Annotated in this window: 16 protein-coding genes and 1 tRNA gene; 14 read left to right on the top strand and 3 right to left on the bottom strand. The window is 61.1% G+C overall.

The window, feature by feature from the left end; all coding sequences use genetic code 11:
- Nucleotides 1–20: 20 nt before the first annotated feature.
- Complete coding sequence (locus BX592_RS17355; protein WP_341804475.1) at nt 21–2,444, top strand: penicillin acylase family protein; 2,424 nt, start codon at nt 21–23, stop codon at nt 2,442–2,444.
- Between the two features lie 358 nt (nt 2,445–2,802).
- On the top strand, nt 2,803–3,651 hold the full coding sequence (locus BX592_RS17350; RefSeq protein WP_134193047.1) for an oxidoreductase: 849 nt from the start codon (nt 2,803–2,805) through the stop codon (nt 3,649–3,651).
- 82 nt (nt 3,652–3,733) lie between these two features.
- On the opposite strand, the gene BX592_RS33880 is transcribed toward BX592_RS17350, so the two are convergent.
- Nucleotides 3,734–4,150: a helix-turn-helix domain-containing protein gene (locus BX592_RS33880; protein ID WP_166676385.1), complete on the bottom strand. Its 417-nt coding sequence runs from the start codon at nt 4,148–4,150 to the stop codon at nt 3,734–3,736.
- A gap of 671 nt (nt 4,151–4,821) precedes the next feature.
- On the opposite strand from BX592_RS33880, the gene BX592_RS17340 reads away from it, so the two are divergent.
- The 12 genes from BX592_RS17340 to BX592_RS17285 all read left to right on the top strand — a co-directional run bounded on the left by BX592_RS17340 (nt 4,822) and on the right by BX592_RS17285 (nt 14,689).
- A complete protein-coding gene (locus BX592_RS17340; protein WP_134193046.1) occupies nt 4,822–5,127 on the top strand; it encodes a cellulose synthase in 306 nt (101 codons plus the stop codon).
- Between the two features lie 68 nt (nt 5,128–5,195).
- Complete coding sequence (locus tag BX592_RS17335; RefSeq protein WP_166676384.1) at nt 5,196–6,281, top strand: ParB/RepB/Spo0J family partition protein; 1,086 nt, start codon at nt 5,196–5,198, stop codon at nt 6,279–6,281.
- Between the two features lie 23 nt (nt 6,282–6,304).
- Nucleotides 6,305–6,484, top strand: coding sequence for a hypothetical protein (locus tag BX592_RS17330; protein WP_134193044.1), 180 nt, complete (start codon nt 6,305–6,307; stop codon nt 6,482–6,484).
- Between the two features lie 38 nt (nt 6,485–6,522).
- Entirely contained in the window at nt 6,523–6,735 is a 213-nt protein-coding gene (locus BX592_RS17325; protein WP_134193043.1) for a major capsid protein, read from the top strand.
- A 68-nt stretch (nt 6,736–6,803) separates the two neighbouring features.
- Entirely contained in the window at nt 6,804–7,067 is a 264-nt protein-coding gene (locus tag BX592_RS17320; protein WP_134193042.1) for a hypothetical protein, read from the top strand.
- Between the two features lie 85 nt (nt 7,068–7,152).
- Nucleotides 7,153–8,694, top strand: coding sequence for a virulence factor TspB C-terminal domain-related protein (locus tag BX592_RS17315; protein WP_134193041.1), 1,542 nt, complete (start codon nt 7,153–7,155; stop codon nt 8,692–8,694).
- 121 nt (nt 8,695–8,815) lie between these two features.
- Nucleotides 8,816–9,094: a DUF2523 family protein gene (locus BX592_RS17310; RefSeq protein ID WP_134193040.1), complete on the top strand. Its 279-nt coding sequence runs from the start codon at nt 8,816–8,818 to the stop codon at nt 9,092–9,094.
- A 12-nt stretch (nt 9,095–9,106) separates the two neighbouring features.
- Nucleotides 9,107–10,045, top strand: coding sequence for a zonular occludens toxin domain-containing protein (locus BX592_RS17305; RefSeq protein WP_134193039.1), 939 nt, complete (start codon nt 9,107–9,109; stop codon nt 10,043–10,045).
- 23 nt (nt 10,046–10,068) lie between these two features.
- Nucleotides 10,069–11,409, top strand: a complete 1,341-nt coding sequence (locus BX592_RS17300; RefSeq protein ID WP_341804530.1) for a type II secretion system protein GspD — start codon at nt 10,069–10,071, stop codon at nt 11,407–11,409.
- A 586-nt stretch (nt 11,410–11,995) separates the two neighbouring features.
- Nucleotides 11,996–12,970, top strand: a complete 975-nt coding sequence (locus tag BX592_RS17295; protein ID WP_377681513.1) for a rolling circle replication-associated protein — start codon at nt 11,996–11,998, stop codon at nt 12,968–12,970.
- An 85-nt stretch (nt 12,971–13,055) separates the two neighbouring features.
- On the top strand, nt 13,056–13,919 hold the full coding sequence (locus BX592_RS17290) for a tyrosine-type recombinase/integrase (RefSeq protein WP_134193037.1): 864 nt from the start codon (nt 13,056–13,058) through the stop codon (nt 13,917–13,919).
- Nucleotides 13,920–14,032: 113 nt separating this feature from the next.
- Nucleotides 14,033–14,689, top strand: a complete 657-nt coding sequence (locus tag BX592_RS17285; RefSeq protein WP_134193036.1) for a hypothetical protein — start codon at nt 14,033–14,035, stop codon at nt 14,687–14,689.
- 164 nt (nt 14,690–14,853) lie between these two features.
- Here the strand turns inward: BX592_RS17285 and BX592_RS17280 are convergent.
- Nucleotides 14,854–14,928, bottom strand: a tRNA-Val gene (locus tag BX592_RS17280).
- Nucleotides 14,929–14,977: 49 nt separating this feature from the next.
- On the bottom strand, nt 14,978–15,736 hold the full coding sequence (gene dnaQ / locus BX592_RS17275) for a DNA polymerase III subunit epsilon (protein ID WP_134193035.1): 759 nt from the start codon (nt 15,734–15,736) through the stop codon (nt 14,978–14,980).
- Nucleotides 15,737–15,796 lie beyond the last annotated feature (60 nt).

Raw genomic sequence — 15,796 nt, 5'->3', positions numbered from 1 at the left:
TTCGTCTGTTGTGCGTTATCGTGGTCTTGCTGGCCGCGGCGGTGCTGGCCGGCTGGCTGACGCTGCGCGCGAGCCTGCCGCAACTGGACGGTACGCATCGCGCGCCGCTGTCCTCATCGCTGTCCGCGCCGGTGACCGTTGCGCGCGACGCGCTTGGCGTGCCGACTATCGAGGGACGCTCGCGCGATGACGTCGCGTACGCGACCGGCTTTATCCACGCGCAGGACCGTTTCTTTCAGATGGATTTGCTGCGCCGGGTCGCTGCCGGCGAGATGAGTGCGCTGATCGGACCGGCCGCGCTGCCGCTTGATCGACGCGACCGGCCGTTGCGCTTTCGCGAACACGCGCACGCGGCGCTGGCCGCGCTGCCCGCGGAGCAGCGGCAGCTGATCGAACGCTACACCGCAGGCGTCAACGACGGTTTGCATGCGCTTCACGCGCGACCGTTCGAATACTGGCTGTTGCGCACGCCACCGACGCCGTGGCGCGCCGAGGATACGCTGCTCGCGGTCTACGCGATGTACTTCGATCTTCAATACGATCAGGTCACGCGCATTCTGTCGCGCGCGGCGTTGCACGAACGCGCGCCGGGTGATCTGTTTGCGTTTCTGTTGCCGGCTACGAGCCACTGGGATGCACCGCTCGATGGCCAGAGCGCGCTGGCATCGGCGCCGCTCGCGCTGCCCGCGACGCGTCCGCCGTGGCTGCACGCGACGCAGTCCGCGTCCGGCAGCGAACCGGAAATTACCGGGTGGCTTGACGGCGTGCCTGGTTTTGTCGGCGGCGGCGCCGCGATGAACTCGATGGTAGGTAGCAATGGCTTCGCGCTCGACGGTGCGCACAGCGCGCATGGCGGCGCGCTGGTCGCGAGCGACATGCATCTGGGCCTGTCGTTGCCGAATATCTGGTATCGCGTGTCGCTCGTCTACCCGGCTGAGGATGGCGGGATGCGGCGGATCACCGGTGTCAGCCTGCCGGGCGCGCCGGTCGTCGTGGCCGGTAGCAACGGTCATATCGCGTGGGCCTTCACGAACAGCTACGGCCGCTTTATCGATCTGATCGAACTGCAGCGCGATCCGGCCAATGCGTTGCGCTATCGCGTTCCCGGCGGCGGGTGGGACAACGCGCAGGTGATTCACGAGCGCATTGACGTGAACGGCGGCGCGAGCGTCGATCTGCCGGTCGTGCAGACGCGTTGGGGGCCGCAACTCGTCGTGGGTTCGCACGCGTACGCGCTGCGTTGGGTTGCGCAAGCGCCGGAGGCGGTCAATCTGAATCTCGTGCGTCTGGAAGACACGACGAACGTCGCCGACGCGCTGCATGCCGCACAGACTTTCGGTGTGCCGACGCAAAACTTTACGGTCGCGGATTCGCAAGGGCATATCGGCTGGACGCTGGCCGGTCCGCTGCCGCGTCTTGCCGACACCAGTCCGGATGCGGCGACGCCCGCGAGCCTGCCGTTCAGCTCCGACACCTACGCGGGTTGGCAAGGGTTTCTGACGCCGGGCGAGTATCCGGTACGCGTCGATCCATCGGCTGGTCGCATCTGGACCGCGAACAACCGGATTCTGCCGTTGGACGAAGCAGCGCGCGTCGGCGACTCCGGCACCGATCTCGGCGCGCGCGCGACGCAAATCCGCGACGATCTGCTCGCGCTGCCACATGCGAGCGAACGCGACATGCTGTCGGTGCAGACCGACGATCGCGCGTTCTGGATTGAACACTGGCGACGGGTCGCGCTCGACGCGCTCGATGCGCGCGCGCTCACCGGCCATCCGGAGCGTGCGGAGTTTCGGCACCTCGTCGAAACCTGGGATGGGCGCGCGGATGCGGGGGCGGTCGGTTACCGGTTGGTGCGTGCGTTTTACTACTCGCTGTACGACGCGTGGTTCGGCGCGCTCGACAAGCAGATGGCCGCGACGGCGCCCGAACTCGGCTATCGCGCGGCCAACTCGCGCTATGAAGCGACGATGGAGACGCTTGCCGACGATCATGCGTGGATACCCGACGGATTCGCGGACTGGCGCGCGTTTATGCTCGAACGGATCGACCACTCGATCGCACAGTTGCCGAAGGGCACCAAGCTTGAGGACGCACGCTGGGGCGATCGCAATCGCTCGGCGATCGCGCATCCGTTCGCGCGGATTGTGCCTGCATGGCTGCCATGGGTGCGTGGCTGGCTGAGTACGCCGCGCGATCCGCTGCCGGGCGATATCAACATGCCGCGCGTGCAGTCGCCAACGTTCGGCGCATCCGAGCGCTTCGCGGTGTCGCCGGGGCGTGAGCAGGATGGCATCTTCGAGATGCCGGGCGGGCAGTCGGGCAATCCGATGTCGCCGTATTTCATCGCGGGTCATGAAACGTGGGTGCACGGCGATGTTGCGCCGTTTCTGCCGGGCGCGGCCGAGCATACGTTGACGCTTGTCGCGGGCGGCGCTCAGTAGGGCTGCCTGTGTCATTCGTTCGGTACGCGATCGCGCGAAGCGTCGTTGCAGAGACGGCGGCTCCCTTCTTTGCAAGCGACGGCGATTCGACGTAGCCCAGGCGAATCGGTATGCCGATCCATTTGTTAGCCTCGAGTGATCACGGATGACGATGCGTATCGGCGATGCGCTATGCACGCTTTGGCGTGTTTGCACGGCGCAGCCGGGCGTTTCTGAAACGTGTCGTGCGCAACCACAAGGCGACTGACGGGCGAACCGGCACGATCGACCCTGTGCACGGCGTCGTCAACCGAACGCTGTGATGAAGCGCGCCTGACTGATTCGGGTGCGTGCCGACACGTCAAGGGACCTCGACATCATGATTCGAACGAATACCTCGAGAACATTCTTTATTACCGGCGTCAGTTCCGGCTTCGGACGCGCGCTCGCGGAAGCGGCGCTGGCCGCGGGGCATCGCGTCGTCGGCACGCTGCGCCAGCAGGACCAGCGTGCGCAGTTCGACGAACTGGCGCCCGGCCGCTCGTTCGGCCGCTTGCTCGACGTGACCGATACGCAGGCGATTGCGCCGCTGATCGAAGAGGTCGAGAACAACGTCGGTCCGATCGACGTGCTCGTCAACAATGCCGGCTATGGCTATGAAGGGACGATCGAGGAATCGCCGATCGAGGAACTGCGCAAGCAATTCGATGTGCACGTGGTCGCTGTGGTCGCGATGGTGCAGGCCGTGCTGCCGACGATGCGTGCGCGGCGCGCGGGACATATCGTCAATATCACGTCGATGTGCGGCATCGTCACATTTCCGGGGCTTGGTTATTACCATGCGAGCAAATTCGCGATCGAAGGGATCAGCGAGACGCTGTGCAAGGAACTGAGGCCTTTCGGTATTCACGTGACGGCGATTGCGCCCGGTAGCTTTCGCACGCGCTGGGCCGGCGAATCGATGGTGCGCGCGCAGCGCACGATTGCCGATTATGACGAGATGTTCGAACCGTTGCGCGCGGGACGTTTGAGGCGCGATGGTCATCAGCCGGGCGATCCGGTGAAGGCCGCGCAGGCGATCCTCACGCTGGTGGATACGCCGAATCCGCCGTGCCATCTGCTGCTAGGTAGCGATGCGTTCGGCTTCGTGCGCGATACGCTCGCGGATGTCGACGCGCAGATCAAGGCTTGGGAGAAGGTGACGAAGTCGACGGACTTTGGGCGGTGAATCGGAGATAGAAGCGAAGATAAATGCGGAAGTAAAACGACCAAAAACAAAAAGGCCCTCGGCAATTGCCTGAGGGCCTTTTTCACGCGATGTTCCGCGAATTCTGGTGGGTAGTACTGGGATCGAACCAGTGACCCCTGCCGTGTGAAGGCAGCATGCCATCGTGCTCAGCAGCTGTGGCTTGCTTGGGCGAGAGCATCGAAGCCATCGCGATTCCGAGCACAAGAGTCGCGGCTACTCCAGCTGCACGGAGAGTTCCTAGCGCCTTTTTCCAAATGCTTGCGTGTTGGCTGTCCAGCTGCGATTCGATGTCGGCGACTGTTTCGAGAATCGGCAGGTTGGCGCATTCGGCGAGGTACGCTACTTCGCTGGCGTTGGGTTTCAGTCGGCCGGCTCGCCAGTCGCTTAGCCGATTGGGGTGTATCCCTAATTCGGTCGCGATTTCCTTTAGTGATCCCTTTCCGCGTTTCGCAGCGTCTAGCAATGCTGGAAGGTCCATTCTTTACCACTCCTGTTGACACTCACGGAAATGTGTGAGATTGTTACGGCGAATCACGGTATTCCGTGATTTCTGCCGGTTTCGTGTTGGTGAGAGTCTATCAGCATTCGGCAAAAGGTAAACCTGGCAGACGTCCGGGTTTCGCAAGCGAAAGTGATGTAGCCGACGAACGGGGGGTAGTTGTGCCTGCATTTCGTGTTTATGCCTATACGCAGCACGCGCATACGCGTGTCGCGACCATTGAAGTCCGCAGCGCTCGCGACAGCGATCGTGCGCGTGACAAGGCCCGTGCCGAACTCTACCGGCAGGGTCGCCAACCCAATTTCCTTACGCTGGTGCCAGTCGAAGTCGGCGCAGCAGCAAATCCATTTCGTCACTAGCTGTGAAACCGCTCCGCGTGCGATCGGGTGGTGAACTGTTGGCGGATTTCATTCCGCGCTGCTTCGGTCCTGTTCGTCCGCTGCCGGTTGATGTGCGATCGCGTCCTGATGTTGAGGGCGTGGCTGATCTGTGTGTGTGGTGTGGTGTCGATCGCGCAGGTGGTTGCGGTGCCTGTAGTGATTTACGCGCAGTAGCGCGTTAAGCGTCTCGCGTCGAGTACGTGAGAGTGTTAATCGCCTGAAAAGGCTTTATCCATTGTGAATAGTAGTCCTAACCTGAAAGGGGTTTATATGAACACGCAAAAGCTGAAGGTGTTGCAGGTCATCAATCGTTCTGGCATCGCGAAGAAGACCGGCAACGCCTGGTCGATTTTTTCCGCGCAATGCGTGCTGGAACAGGACGTGGACGGCAAACCGCAGCTGCTCGTCGGCACGATCAACCTGCCTGATGCGCTCAAGGATACGGAGCCAGGGGACTACCTCGCGAACTTCGCGTTTTTCCAGTCGATGGAAGGCAAGCTCGAACCGCGTATCACTTCGCTGCAGCCGTGGGGGCGTCCTGCAGCGCGGCCCAAGTCAGAGGCCGTCACGGCATAAGGTTGCCTCGGTGCGGGCCGTGAGGTTTGCGGTCCGCTTTTTTTCGCATGCGAAAGGCGGGGATGGTGATGGCGGCAAAAACAAGAAAAGCGGCGGTAGCACCGCTAAACGGCGATGTGTTTCCGGCGTCGGATGGACCGGCGTTGCAGTTCGTGGCGCTGGACGTGATCGACATGCCGGAGCAGGTCCGCACGGTATTCGATGAACAGTCGCTTGCTGAGTTGGCGGCTGATGTGAAAGTGCGCGGGATATTGCAGCCCGTGCTGCTGCGCACTCCAGTTGATGGGCGGTACCGGTTTATCGCAGGTGAACGGCGGATTCGTGCTGCACGTATCGCAGGGCTAACAGCAGTCCCTGCGCTGGTCGGAGAAGTAACCGAAGAAGCTGCGGAAGACATGCAGCTCGCGGAGAACATTCAGCGCGAAGAACTGAGCTTGCAGGATGAGGCGCGTGCGATTCGCCGTCTGTATGACCGGCTCAAGAAGGTCGACCGCGTTGCGGATCGCGTGAAGAAGTCGAGTGCGTGGGTCTCGAAGCGGCTCGCGCTGACTTACGACGATTTTGACTGGCGCGCGAAGAAGCTGCTTGAAGACGGCATAACTGAGGACGTGGAGCTGCTGCAGTGCGTGGCGAAAGTGGGCGAGTTGAACCAGTCGCATGCAGCAGTGCTGGATATGAATATCCGGCAAGGAAATGCCGGTCGAAAAGAAGCGAGAGCGGTTCTCGCTGAGCTTAAAAAACCTGCAGCGCGCAAGGTGCCGTCGTCATCAGTGCCCCAGGAGGATAGCGCTGCTGTGCAGGGCGAAGTCTCGCCCCCGTCCACAGGGAAGCGCGGGTTTGACGGTCGGATTGCGCTGTGGGAACTGGCGGAGAACCTGCGGCATGAGGAGTGTCCTCCGGTCGCGGAGCTGGTGAACGAATTTTCTAGCGATCAGCAGACAGCGATTCTGGATGTGTGTCGCGATGGGTTCGAGTTCGGCTCGTCGTGTGCAGGACTCGAAGCGTTGGCATTGGTGCGACGCGTAGCCGGGCTGCAGGCGTCAGAGCATCTTGAGGACTGGACGCTTGCGGCCTTCACGCTGGGTGCATTCGGCATGCCGTTCGAGCTGGGGACGCTGCTGGCTGAAGTGCGGATCGCGATCCGAAACGCCTAGTGTCGTTAGCGAAAGGGGTAGTGATGCAAAGCATTCCATTTGATGCGCTGGACCGGATTGGCGTGCAGTTGATGTTCCTGAACGCGATGCTGTTCGTCTATCTCGTCTGCAAGGGCGTGGCGTTTGTGACTCAGGTTGTCATGCGCCGCGACCCACCAAGGAAGTCGATCCGTTCGAAGCTGGCCCAGTCGGACGAATCCTAATTAACGGGCCGTGTTGTTGAATCTGAGAGGGTAAGGAAATGAAGGGACTTAAAGCGAAGTTGGCCGTCATCGCCGCTGGTGCAGCTGCATCGACTGGCGCTTTTGCGCAGGCGTCGGGTGTCGATGTAACGCCCATTGTGACCGCGATCAACGGGACGATTCCGTCAATCGTTGCGATCGGTGGCGCAGTGCTGGCAGTGGTCGTCGTGGCGTGGGGCTACAAGACGGTTAGGGGCTTCCTCGGTCGTTAAAGCGGGCCGGGTAATAGCCTTTTCGGGGCGTCCGGGCAACTGGACGCCTTTTTTCTTGCGGGGGTGGTATGGCGGTGTCGTCGCTGGTATGTGGGCCGGGTGGCGTGGCGGGTGTCACTTACGCGCAGGTGGGCGGGCAGCAGATTGGCTGCGGCACCGATAGCGGTGGCAACGCGCTGTATGTGCAGGTTTCGACGTTGAGCAATGACCAACCGGTTGCGGGCGGTGAGGTCGCGGGTTTGCAGATTGGGGCGGCCGTGCTGTTCGTGATGGCTGCGGCGTGGTCGCTGCGTGCGATCCGGCGGCATCTGGATTCTTCGGGTGAGGTGTGACGTGAGCTGGTATTTCGAGTGCGTGGCGATTGTCGTGGCGACGTGTTGGGCCGTTGGCCTGATTCTCTTTCTGTGAGCGGATGCGATGCGTTTTCTGTGTGCGGCTGTGGCGGCGTTCCTGCTGCTCTTTGCGAGCGTCGCGTTTGCGCAAACTTCGACCGTTGCGCCGCTCGTCGTTGACGAGCTTGGCAACATCCTGGGCACATATCCGCTGAACGGCACCGGCTTTAGCGTTGCACAGGTTGAGGCGGCTGGCGTGCTTGCCGCAAAGGAGGCCGAACTTGGCATTTCGCCTAATTCGGCTCAGGCGGCGGCGACAGCGAAGGGCATTAACAGCGCGTGGGGACTCGCGGGTACTGCGGGGCTAGGCGTGTTACAGGGGGTGCTTTCCTGTGCCGGAAAGGGGGGGCTTGCGGGCGTGCTGTTGTGCGGTGCTGTCGGCGCGCTGGTGAATGTGTCTGTCCATGTATCGTCCGCGATGATTACCGCGTGGCTGCTTCCGGACAAGGGCGGCAAAGTCGGCGTTGGGACCTCGGGCGGTGCGCTGGTAAAGGGACAGCCGTACTGGCATGGCTCGGGTGACACTGCCTGTCAGGCTGTATGCGCGGGTGATCCGTACTCGGCGGCTGTTGCCTATGAGCAGTATCACAGCAGCGCGACGGCAACGTACGCGTTGACGGGTTGCGAGATGCAAACGGGGAACCGGTTTGTTTGCCAGCAAACGCTCGCGTTTGGTAGTGGAAGCCCGTCGCCGACTTCGGGGTTCGTCATCACGATGGACAAGAGCTATTCGGGCGTCGAGTGCGCGTCGGGCTTTCTGATCCAAGGGCAGTGCGTTGGTGCGCCGTCCAAGTCCGTGGCAATGACGCCTGCTGATGCGCTGTCGTCGCTGCCGCCTGGCGATCTGGCTGCACCGGTTGATCCGCAGCTGGTCGCCGATACGCTTAACGGGTTGTGGCAGCTGGCGAGCCAGCAGAGCGGCTATGCCGGTATCCCCTATAACGCCGCGAATCCAATTACAGCGAATGACGTGTCGAACTGGAACAAGGCGAATCCTGGGTATGTTCCGACGCTCGGCGATTACACCAGCGGGGACCCGTATGGCGGTGGTGTAGCGATGCCGTTTCCGGGTTCCGTGCCGTCTCAGTCAGGGCCGGTTACGTCACCGGGTACCGGTGGTAATCCCGGGACAGGTGGTGATACGGGTACCGGTGGTAATCCCGGGACAGGTGGTGATACGGGTACCGGTGGTGATACGGGTACCGGTGGTAATCCGGGGACAGGTGGTGGTGACCAACCGGCAAGCGGCACCCAACCGTCAAGCGGCACGCAGCCTTCCGAAAACCCCTGCGACCTTGAACCCAGCGCGTCGGCCTGTGCGCCGCTTGGCACGGCTCCGGCTGCGCAGCCTGTTCCGTCGAGTTCCGTAAGCGTGTCGCTGACGCCGTGGAATGTGGGCGCGGTGGACGGCGCGTGTCCTTCGGATGTCACGGTGGATGTGCTTGGTTCGCCATTGTCCGTTTCGTATGAGCCGGTGTGCACCGTGGCCAGGAAGCTGCGGCCGCTGATTCTTGCGCTGTGTGCGCTCGCGGCTGCGTTCATTGTCGCGATGGGAGTGTCGCTATGAGAGTGCTGTTCGTGTGCGCCGTCGTGATGGCTGTTTTCTTTGGCTACATGTACGCGACGTTGCTCGACTCGGTGGCGCAGTCGCGGGACTTCGCTGACCACATCGCTATGAGGTACGCACGATGACGTGGGCGACATGGCTGCTGGCGCTCGTCCAGCCGGTGATCGTTCAGGCGTTGATCGCGCTGGGCGTCGGAATCATGACGGTGACCGGAATCGATCTGGCCATTAACACGGCGATGCAGTGGCTGACCGGCGCTGTGGGTGGTCTGGGTGCCGATCTGGCAAACGTGCTGGCCATTGGCGGGGTGTTTCAGGGCGTCGGGTATATCGGCGGCGCGATTTCGGCCCGTGTCGCCATGGCGGGTGCGTCGAGCTTCAAGAAGTTCTTCTTCAAGTAACGGGGGCGGGGCGTGATCACGCTGATAACGGGAACACCGGGTAGCGGCAAGACGTTGTTTGCGATCTGGTCGCTGCTGCGGGAGATCAAGGCGGGGCGGCGAATCGTGGTGGACGGTATTCCCAACCTCGCGATTGATCATGAGCTGGTGGACGAAGCGTGGGTGCGTCGCTGGTTTGACCATGTGCAGCCAAACGACATTGTGGTGGTCGATGAGGTCCAGCGTATCTGGCCGCCTGTGTCTGTCGGCGTCAAGCCAACCGAAGATATTGAATGGCTGCACAAGCATCGTCATAAGGGCGTCGACTTCGTGGTGATCACGCAGCACCCGAACCGGATGAACAAGACGATTCGCGATCTGGTCGGGCGGCACGTGCATGTGCGGCGACTGTTCGGTCTGAAGCAGGCGATGGTCTATGAGTGGGATCACTGCCATAACCCGAATGCGGGCTTTCGCGATGCCGTGAAAACGCGCTGGAGCTATCCGAAAAAGGTCTTCGAGCTGTACACCAGTTCGGAGCTGCACACCAAGCAGAAGGCCGTGATTCCGAAAGCGCTTTTTATCGCGCCGGTCGCGTTGCTGATCGCCTGTTGGCTCGGCTGGAAGGGCTTCAAATCGGTTTCCGGTGGATTCGGGGTCGGTGCGGCTGCGACGGTTGCCAGTGCGTCGAGCGCTGCCGCTGGTGTGCCTGCGGCTGCTGTTGCTGCGTCGCTGCCTGGTGCGGGATCAAAGGACCCCGCCTCGGGGCGCTGGCGCGTGGCTGGCCGGTACGCGGTCGAAGGTCGCGGATACGTGCTGCTGCTTGACACGCAGGGGCATTTTCGTAGCGAACTGAGCGACGCGTTTCGCGGTGATGCGCTGCGGCTGCAAGGTGTGGTGGACGGTGAGCGCGTGGCCGTCTGGTCCGGCGCCGCGGCTGACAGTGACAAACCGGTTGGGGTTCAGAAATGAAGAGGTTGCTTGCATTGGGTGGTGTGCTGTTCGCGCAGCTGGTGGCGGGTGCTGAGGTGGTGCCTCCGCTGCCTACGCTGCCGGCGCTGGTGTCCAGCTCGAGTGCGCCGGTTCCAGCGGTGCCCGTTGCGCCGCTTCGCCTGGGTCGTGGGGGGGCGTTCGATCTGCGGTTCGTGAACGTGGGTCAGCTGGTGGATCTGCTGTACGGCGATGCCATGCATGTGCCGCACGTGATCAGCTCGGAGGTGTTGCAGGACACGCGGCTGGTGTCGTTCCAGTATGACGGCAAGGCGGGCGACCTGCATGCGTTCGTGCGCGTGTTTCTGGATTCGCAGGGCTTTCGGGTAGAGACGCATGAGGGCGTCGATTTTGTGTCGAAGAAACCAGTGGGTGAGGTCAGGCAGCCGGAGCAGGAGACGTTTGTGTATCGCCCGCGTTACCGCACGGCGGAGTATCTGGCGCAAGTGGTGCAGCCGCTGTTTTCCGGGCGTATGACGGCCTCGGCGGGTCCGGTTGGTGGTTTGGTGGCGTCCGATGCGGGATCGGCTCCTGTAGGTGCTTCCGGTGCTGCGGGCGCTATGGCGGGTGTGTTGCCGGTGCCGCCCCGTTCGGGCGTGTCGGCGGCTGACGATCTTGTGTTCGTGGCGTCGGCGTCTGAGATTTCGAAGGTCAGGCAGCTGTTGCCGCAGCTCGACCGGGCCGCTGGTGAGGTGGTGGTGCGTGGCTGGGTGTATGAGGTCAACACGGAGAACGACAGTAATTCTGCGTTTTCGATTGCGGCAAACGTGCTGACAGGCATCGGCGGGCAGCTGTCGGTGTCGAACGGGCCGACGTCGCAGGACCCGACGGCGTTGCGCTTCAGTAGCAACTATCTCAATTTCGCTATCTCGGCGTTGAACGCGGATACGCGGTTCAAGCAAGTGAGCGATCCGCATGCGCGCGTGCTGTCCGGTTCGAGCGTGCGGCTTAACGTTGGGTCGCAGGTGCCGACGCTCGGCAGCATCAGCTACCAGGGCGCGAGCGGTACGCCGGTCCAGTCCGTGGAGTATCAGGACGCCGGTCTGATCTTCGATGTTCAGCCGACCGTGATGGCTGACGCGATACAGGTGCAGCTGCAAGAGCAGATGTCTAGTTTCGTTGCGACGACGACCGGCGTTAACAATTCGCCGACGAAGAATACGCGGCAGATGCAAACAACCGTGAGCATGAAGGACGGCGAGGTGATTGTGATCGGTGGGCTGGTTCAGGACACGACCAGCTCGACCAACAACAGCCTCGGCTGGTTGCCGCATTTCCTTGACGGGCATAGCGCCTCGAAGGGGCGCACAGAGGTCTTGCTGGTGTTGCAGGTCCAGAAAATCTAGGCGTCTAGCGTCAGGAGTGTCCGGGGCGTGATCGCAGCGATAGTAGGGCGTGGGCGTGTCTGCGGAGTCGTGGCGTCTGTCGCGCGGCTTAGCGCGGCCTACCGGACCGAGTAGCGGGTTCCGGCGCGATGGTTGAACGCAGGCGAAGGCGGTGAGCGGAACCGCCCCTCCCTGCAAAGCCGGTTTGTTGTGCGTGCAACGACCGCTGCGGCCTGTATCAGGCGCGTGGCGACGCTGCGCGAAGGTGGTGAGGGGTTGAGCGGGGCGCGGGCGCGCGAGCCTCCCGCGAGCCGTAGGCCGCAGAGGCGGCGCGCGCAGCGCGCCTAAACTTGTACCTCTAACACTTAACGGAAATGACGCTACCTCGCGGTATCAGTGGAGAAAAAAAGCCCGGCGGAAGGCCAGGCTAAATGCTGCGATCAACAGCGTCGCACAAGGCACAAGAGGACGTGCGGCGCGGAAAGAAGAATATAGGCATCCTCACATGCTAGGTAGGTATTTGAGGGTCTGTGCGAAAGAGAAAGCCCCGCGATCGTTGGCAGCGATCCGGGGCCGTGACAAACATCGGATAACGGGAGTATCCAACGTGAGTACAGACATTGTAGGTGATGAGGCGGTGATCGGCCAGGTGCGTTCGCGCGAGAGTTGGGAGGCCGAGTACAGCACGTTTGATTCGATATACGACGCTCGCATGCGTGGCGAGACGTTACCCGACTTTATCGACGGCAATTGCTGGGATGAGTACGTGGTGCGCACGCAGCGCTTCGATGATGGCCAGCAAGAGGTGGTCGCGTTTAGCAAGCGTGTGTGGCGTCACTTCCAGTCGATCCGCGCGTTACCGCGTGGCGTGCGTGGGAAGCGTGAAGCGCTTGAAGGCGAGACTGAAGCGGATCTGACGCTGAAAGAAGAGAAGTCGCTTAAGACGTCCGTGGAGCGGTCGCGTCGGATGATACGCAAGCGCTGCAAGGCGATCCGCGCTGACCGCATGTTGACGCTATCGACGCGTGAGAACGAAACGCGAATCGAAGTTTGGGCGAAGTGGTGGGACGAGTTTCGCAGGCGAATGAACCGCGTGAAGGATTTCCACTACGTCGCCGTGCTCGAGCGTCAGGAACGCGGCGCATGGCATATCCACGTCGCGGTGAGCGGCCGTCAGAACTGGAAGCTGCTGCGCTCGATCTGGATCTCGGTCATCAGCAAATCGGGGACTGACGGCGCTGTGAACGACAGCATCGGCAACAAAAAGAAAGCGTGGTTGTTCCGTCAATGGGGCGGCAAGGGCCGCTCGATGCGTCACCGGATCGCGACGTATATCGCGAAGTACGTCGGCAAGGATGGCGACGCGTCGACGTTCAACAAGAAGCGCTACTGGACGAGCAAGGGCATCGTGCTGCCGGAGACGACGACATATGCCCAGCTCGGCCCGGAGTTCGGCGCGATCGACGCGATCGTGAAGGCGCATGAATGCGTATTGCATAACGGAGCGACATGTGACGGTGCGCAGTTTTACTGGAATCAGGGGATTGGTGTCTTCTGGATGGCGACAGGCAACACGGGCTGACGTTACGTCTTTTGGAGTATCCGCTTAAGTCCTGCGATTGCCTGACGTTATTGGGGTAGTTGAACCTGCGTTTGAGGCGTCAAGCATGGTGTTTGAGGACGTGGTGGGAATCTACCTGGCTGCGAAGGATCATCGCAGCAAGCAACGTGATCTGTATTCACTGAAGCGACTGCAGCCGCATTTCGGTGGCCGCGATCTGTCGCGATTGAAGCGCGCCGATGTTCGCGAGTATCTTTCGCTTCGCCGGGCGGATGGTGTTAGTGAGTCGACAGTGCAGCGTGAGCTGCGATTCTTTTCTGCTGCGATCAATTTTGTGCGTCTGGAGCATGACCGGGGCGATCTTCCAAATCCTGTAGTACGGCTCGGCCTTGGGGTGGCAAGTACCCGCGTTCGGTGGATCACCCGGGCGGAAGCGGAGTCGCTTGTGGCATCGGCTTCGGAATTTGCTCGAAGGCCGCATTTGCCGAATTTCATTCGTCTCGCTTTGCATACCGGCTGCCGTAAGAATGAATTGCTGCGTTTGGAGTGGGCGAACGTGGACTTAAGGCGTCGCATTTTGCAGCTGGAGCCAGAGAAGACGAAGAATGGTAAGCGACGCGTTATCCCTTTGAATGACGAGGCCCTGCAGGCCTTAATTCATCAGCGAGAGTGGGCTTTGAGGCACGTGCCGCGTTCGCGGTGGGTTTTTGCGGTTCCGTCGGGTGCCCGTTTAACGACGATACAGAAGGGCTTTCAGTCAGCATGTGCTCGAGCAGGCATTGACAATTTTCGTGTGCACGACCTGAGGCATACGTTTGCGTCTTGGTTGGTTATGGCGGGTGTGTCTTTGTACGTTGTGAAAGACCTTCTAGGGCATTCGTCCGTCGTGGTCACCGAAAGATACGCGCATCTCGCGCCTCACGTTGGCCGTTCTGCGGTGCAACTGCTGCTTGCGGCGTCGCAAACGTGACGGACGCGGCCTCGCACACCCGGGACACGCGTATCATTGCGTCAGAAGAATCGCGCTGATACAGGGGGAAGGCGGCTATGGACAGGTTAGTGGCTCGGAAGAGGCTCGGAATCGTGTTTGGTTTCAAACACGCGGTACTTTTGGGGCTGCTCTTTGGCGCGGTGATGCCCGCGTTTAGTGCCGATGTTTCCAAGGACTATGATCCTGCCGAAACTCGATGCCAGTTCTGGGATGACAGCAGCCTAGAAAAAATGACTGCCCAGCTCGATTACGCGGATCAAGTGCTGCCGAATATTCCGCCTGAAGAAGACCGATACCTGACGGCGGAAAGCTCGGCCGCGAAGAAGGTTTACGAGGATGAGTTGAAAAAGAACGATTGGAAGGAACCCGTTCAAGGGCAGGGAAACATGCGCTATGCCGCACTTGAAGCGCGACCTCTTTATACGGTCTGGGGTGTTCGCAAAGACCTTGTCGAGGCGAGACAGGCAATTGACGGGATTCTCAAACCCGGGTCGGGTCTTGTGATCTATCGGAAAAATCCGGATGCGGAGAAGCTGCAGCGCGCGTTAAGGGCGCTTTATCCGGCCGACCGATACGCTCTACATATGCAAGAGTTGCTAACAAAGCAAACTCTTACGTCGAACAACCGCATGATCACGTCGGAACAGTATTCCCGACTCTATGGTGGCGCTTTGACGCTTACTACCAACCTTGGGTATTACATGGACTGCAAGCTAGCGAAGATTATGGGACGACAGTCGTTTAACTGACGCTGACGAGAGCATTCGCGTAGCAGTCGATGCATTCCGTCTGGAGCGAACAAAAAAGCCCCGCATGAGCGGGGCTTTTTCTTTGTCATCAGCAAAAGCATTCTGAGCGGCTGAACGCTTGATGAATCCAGCGTTTCATGCGCATGCAGAGCCTTCGGAGAATCTGGTGGGTAGTACTGGGATCGAACCAGTGACCCCTGCCGTGTGAAGGCAGTGCTCTACCGCTGAGCTAACCACCCGAAGAGCTGTGCATTATGTCAGAGCTTCGAGACCCCGTAAAGGAATTTTTTAAGCGCTCTGCGCGTCGGCATTGGCTACCGCAGCATCCACCAGCGGCGCCGGTTCGACGCGCCACACGCTTACGCCCTTGATCGCCTTGTCGAGATCATTGAGCACCGCTTCGTGTGCGGCGAGTTCATCATGGGTCGCCGCGAGCACCGTCAGTTCCAGCGCCTCGACAACCACACCCATCGTCTGCGCGGCGCCAGGCATCGTGGTATCGCCGATCATGTCGATCACGAGGCTTTCCTGGCCGCGCGTCATCGCGAGATACACCTCGGCAAGCAGCTCCGAATCGAGCAGCGCGCCGTGCAGCGTGCGGTGCGCGTTGCTGATGCCGAAGCGGTCGCACAGCGCGTCGAGCGAATTGCGCTTGCCCGGGAACATCGTCTTCGCCTGCACCAGCGTATCGATCACCTGGGTGCTGCAATGCGCGCAGAATGCAGGCAGCCCAAGCAGCCCGAATTCGGCATCGAGAAACGCGATATCGAAAGGCGCGTTGTGAATGATCAACTCCGCGTCCTTGACGAAATCGATCAACGCGTCCGCGATCTCCGCGAACTTCGGCTTGTCGCTGAGAAACTCGGTGGTGAGGCCGTGCACCGCGAGCGCGCCGGGGTCGCTATCGCGTCCCGGATTGATATAGAAGTGCAGATTGTTGCCGGTCAACCGGCGGTTCAGCAGTTCGACGCAACCGATTTCGATGATGCGGTCGCCGCTCTTCGCATTCAGGCCGGTCGTTTCGGTATCGAGGATGATCTGACGCATGTCGGAATGGGCTGTTTTATAAAAGGCGTGAATACGACGCGCAGTGCTTCACCGCACATG

The organism is Paraburkholderia rhizosphaerae, from assembly GCF_004366595.1.
Lineage (GTDB): Bacteria > Pseudomonadota > Gammaproteobacteria > Burkholderiales > Burkholderiaceae > Paraburkholderia > Paraburkholderia rhizosphaerae.
The sequence above is the reverse complement of the archived record's forward strand: the minus strand, read 5'-3'. Positions and strand labels throughout refer to the sequence as shown.

Excerpts from the sequence above, each read along its gene's own strand:
- BX592_RS17350 (WP_134193047.1), top strand. The coding sequence starts at position 2,803 with ATGATTCGAACGAATACCTCGAGAACATTCTTTATTACCGGCGTCAGT.
- BX592_RS33880 (WP_166676385.1), bottom strand. The coding sequence starts at position 4,150 with ATGGACCTTCCAGCATTGCTAGACGCTGCGAAACGCGGAAAGGGATCA.
- BX592_RS17340 (WP_134193046.1), top strand. The coding sequence starts at position 4,822 with ATGAACACGCAAAAGCTGAAGGTGTTGCAGGTCATCAATCGTTCTGGC.
- BX592_RS17335 (WP_166676384.1), top strand. The coding sequence starts at position 5,196 with ATGGCGGCAAAAACAAGAAAAGCGGCGGTAGCACCGCTAAACGGCGAT.
- BX592_RS17330 (WP_134193044.1), top strand. The coding sequence starts at position 6,305 with ATGCAAAGCATTCCATTTGATGCGCTGGACCGGATTGGCGTGCAGTTG.
- BX592_RS17325 (WP_134193043.1), top strand. The coding sequence starts at position 6,523 with ATGAAGGGACTTAAAGCGAAGTTGGCCGTCATCGCCGCTGGTGCAGCT.
- BX592_RS17320 (WP_134193042.1), top strand. The coding sequence starts at position 6,804 with ATGGCGGTGTCGTCGCTGGTATGTGGGCCGGGTGGCGTGGCGGGTGTC.
- BX592_RS17315 (WP_134193041.1), top strand. The coding sequence starts at position 7,153 with ATGCGTTTTCTGTGTGCGGCTGTGGCGGCGTTCCTGCTGCTCTTTGCG.
- BX592_RS17310 (WP_134193040.1), top strand. The coding sequence starts at position 8,816 with ATGACGTGGGCGACATGGCTGCTGGCGCTCGTCCAGCCGGTGATCGTT.
- BX592_RS17290 (WP_134193037.1), top strand. The coding sequence starts at position 13,056 with ATGGTGTTTGAGGACGTGGTGGGAATCTACCTGGCTGCGAAGGATCAT.
- dnaQ (WP_134193035.1), bottom strand. The coding sequence starts at position 15,736 with ATGCGTCAGATCATCCTCGATACCGAAACGACCGGCCTGAATGCGAAG.